This is a genomic window from Gemelliphila asaccharolytica (genome assembly GCF_001553005.1).
In the GTDB taxonomy this organism is placed as follows: Bacteria; Bacillota; Bacilli; order Staphylococcales; family Gemellaceae; genus Gemelliphila; species Gemelliphila asaccharolytica.
In genome coordinates, this window is sequence record NZ_KQ959888.1 from 1 (window position 1) to 1,540 (window position 1,540).

2 protein-coding genes are annotated in these 1,540 nt (G+C 27.1%); both read right to left on the reverse strand.

Going from position 1 to position 1,540, the window contains the following annotated elements:
• Positions 1 to 786: hypothetical protein (locus HMPREF1871_RS04090; protein WP_157058062.1), on the reverse strand; the 786-nt coding region annotated here is incomplete at its 3' end.
• A gap of 12 nt (positions 787 to 798) precedes the next feature.
• Positions 799 to 1,540 (reverse strand): caspase family protein (locus tag HMPREF1871_RS04095; RefSeq protein ID WP_198145764.1); only part of this gene is annotated, 742 nt, incomplete at its 5' end.

The window sequence follows — 1,540 nt, forward strand, 5'->3', positions numbered from 1 at the left end:
AGTTCCATCTGATTCTTGATACCACCAGCCTGTATTATTTAATACCCATGTTGCTTCTTCTTTAACTACTGGAATTACATGAAATAAATTTGTATCTCTTTCTAATTCAAATGTACTATTAGGTTTATATATTTTATCATCTATTTTCCACCCTATAAATTTATCTTTTTGTTCATCACTCAATGGATTATCGGGTAAATTTACTATATATTTAGCTCTTAATCTATCATATGTATAATTTGGTTTTTTCATTTCTTCTGGAACTATATTTTTAGAATCTTCTATGTTATACAATTCACAAAATTTTCTATAAAAATCATTTTCAATGGCTAATGTGAGACCATAAATTGATTTTATACTTTTATCATTTTTAAGCCATACTTCTATTTTAACTTTTCCTACTATGTTTCCATAAAATGACTTGAAAACTAAGGTATCTTTTTCTCCACATTTACCAGCGATAAGCCCTTTAGGATACTCTAAACCATCTATAGTAAGCTTATAATCTAAATCATTAATAGCATAATTCTTACCTTTTTCATTAACCATTTCAAAAATTAACTCATTCCCCCCTGGTGCCATCTTACTATATCCGCTACCAGCATAAAATCCATTCATAGAAGAACCAGCAACTTTTATATTTAGTTTTTGCTGTTGTTGATTTTCAAGAAATAAATTATTTCCAGAAGCTTTTACTACATTACTATCTATATTAGTAGTATAACATACCCCAGAAATAAGTAATGATATTGCTAATACTGTTGATACCTTTATTATTTTTTTCATTACTTTTTCCTCCTAATATCTTCCAAAAAGAACAAAATCTTCAAATTCTGAATATTTTTGTATATGTTGCGTATTATTTATTTTTAATACTTCTTTTGATGAATAATTATATAATTCATTAAGTGTCACTTTTGAATCAGTGTTGCTATCTGCCATCATATCTATAACGCTATTTTTTTCTCCATCATAACCCATTCCTTCTAACCAAAAACGTACTGCTAAACTGTTTTTCATAGAATGATATTTATATGATGATTCACTTGAGTGAGCTGCTGTTAACACAATGAATTTTTTATCACAAAGTTCTCCCGATTTTTCTTTTGATGTTGTTAAATCATTTATAAATTGATCAAAATTATTCTCTTTACCTTGATTTATGAAACTTCCAGTATGACAACCATTTATCATTATTACAAAAAGTCCTTTTTTATCTATTAAAATATTTCTTAAATCTTCTCCTGTTATATTTCTTCCATCACTTCCTATTGCCAAAATACTTTCCCCTCCATGGCAAGTAATGTATAAATAGTTAACATCTGAATCTTTTGAATTACTAAATTCTGAATTTATTTTGTCAAGCACTTCTCTTTTGGTGTGATTTGGATAACTTATTACTTTATCAAAGCTTTTTCCATCGAATTTCATTGTTTTTAATGCTTTTTCCATGTTAATTACATCTTCTATAGGTATCCCATTTGTTAGTTTTGTTTCTCCTAATAATAATGCTTTTCTTCCTAATTCTGATTCTTTAATA